Annotated in this window: 3 protein-coding genes; all 3 read left to right on the forward strand. The window is 58.7% G+C overall.

Going from position 1 to position 1,097, the window contains the following annotated elements; translation table 11 throughout:
* On the forward strand, window positions 1-385 hold a 385-nt coding region (locus tag QZ994_RS19965; RefSeq protein ID WP_290877872.1), incomplete at its 5' end, for a hypothetical protein.
* A gap of 144 nt (window positions 386-529) precedes the next feature.
* Window positions 530-712: a hypothetical protein gene (locus tag QZ994_RS19970; protein WP_290877875.1), complete on the forward strand. Its 183-nt coding sequence runs from the start codon at window positions 530-532 to the stop codon at window positions 710-712.
* Window positions 709-1,097 (forward strand): PriCT-2 domain-containing protein (locus QZ994_RS19975; RefSeq protein WP_290877877.1); only part of this gene is annotated, 389 nt, incomplete at its 3' end. The genes QZ994_RS19970 and QZ994_RS19975, both read left to right, overlap by 4 nt.

The raw sequence follows: 1,097 nt of genomic DNA on the forward strand, positions 1-1,097 counted from the left end.
GCCGCCAGCAATGCACCCGCTGCGGCGGCACCGGCCATTCCGCCCGCTATTGCAAGTGGGCCGCGTAATGACGCCCGCCCGTTTCGCCCAGCTGCGGGACAAGATCAACGCGCGCCATGGCCGCAGCCACGACTGGCGCAAACGCGCCATCAAGCGACTGATGGCCGAAGCCGGCGCGACCACACAACTGACCGCCGGCCGCGTGCTGTCGTACAGGCTGCCCAGCGGCAAGTTTGTCTGCGTCAAGCACCGTTACCGCAACGAAACGCGAGCCAACGAAGCCGTGCAGCAGATCAACCTGGAAACGGACGGACGGCGCAAACCGATTCGCGCCTATCCCTGCTACTTCTGCAACGGCTGGCACATCACTAGCGAGCCGCGCTGAAATCAATTCAGTGATGTGGCGTGATCGCAATATATCCACAAATATATTTACGTCATTCAATCATCTGATGTATTATTGTGGCTCCGAAACTTGAAATAAAAAAGCAAAATTATGGATGCACGGACAGAGAAATTGCATGACATCATGCACGAATACAAGTTAAAGGCCACCGATGTGGCGGCAATACTGGGCCGCGAGGTCAACACCGTGCGAATCTGGCGCTGCAAGAGCGATAACCGCAACATTCCAGTTGATGCCCTGGCGCTGCTTGAACTGAAAGCGCCGGCGTATGCTGCCAATAAACGGGCTTCGAAGGCGCGCGCGTGAGTTCCGCCGCCCGCAATGATCGTCACCGCGATCTGACGCCGGCAGAAATCCGGGATGCGCTGTCGTATCTGAACGCGAGCGACCGCGAAGAATGGGTTTTTGCAGCGTTCGCAATCAGCAATGAGCTTGGACCTGATGGCTTCGATCTGTGGCACGATTGGAGCCGCAGCGGTGATGGCTACAACGAACCGGATGCACGCGCCACATGGCGTTCTGCGAAGCCAGGCGGCAACGCCACAGGCAAGATAACCATCGGGACGCTGATCGACCGCGCGCAGGTGTTCGGGTTCAAGTTCGACACCGAAAACCGTACGCCAATCAGCGCCGACGAAATCAAGCGCCGCGAGCAAGAGCGCGACAAGCGCGAAGCCGACGCCAAAGCCGA

It is taken from the genome of Aquabacterium sp., from assembly GCF_021768455.1.
Taxonomy (GTDB): domain Bacteria; phylum Pseudomonadota; class Gammaproteobacteria; order Burkholderiales; family Burkholderiaceae_C; genus Aquabacterium.

Bases quoted from the DNA above. Each gene is read 5' to 3' on its own strand.
- QZ994_RS19970 (WP_290877875.1), top strand. From the start codon at position 530: ATGCACGAATACAAGTTAAAGGCCACCGATGTGGCGGCAATACTGGGC.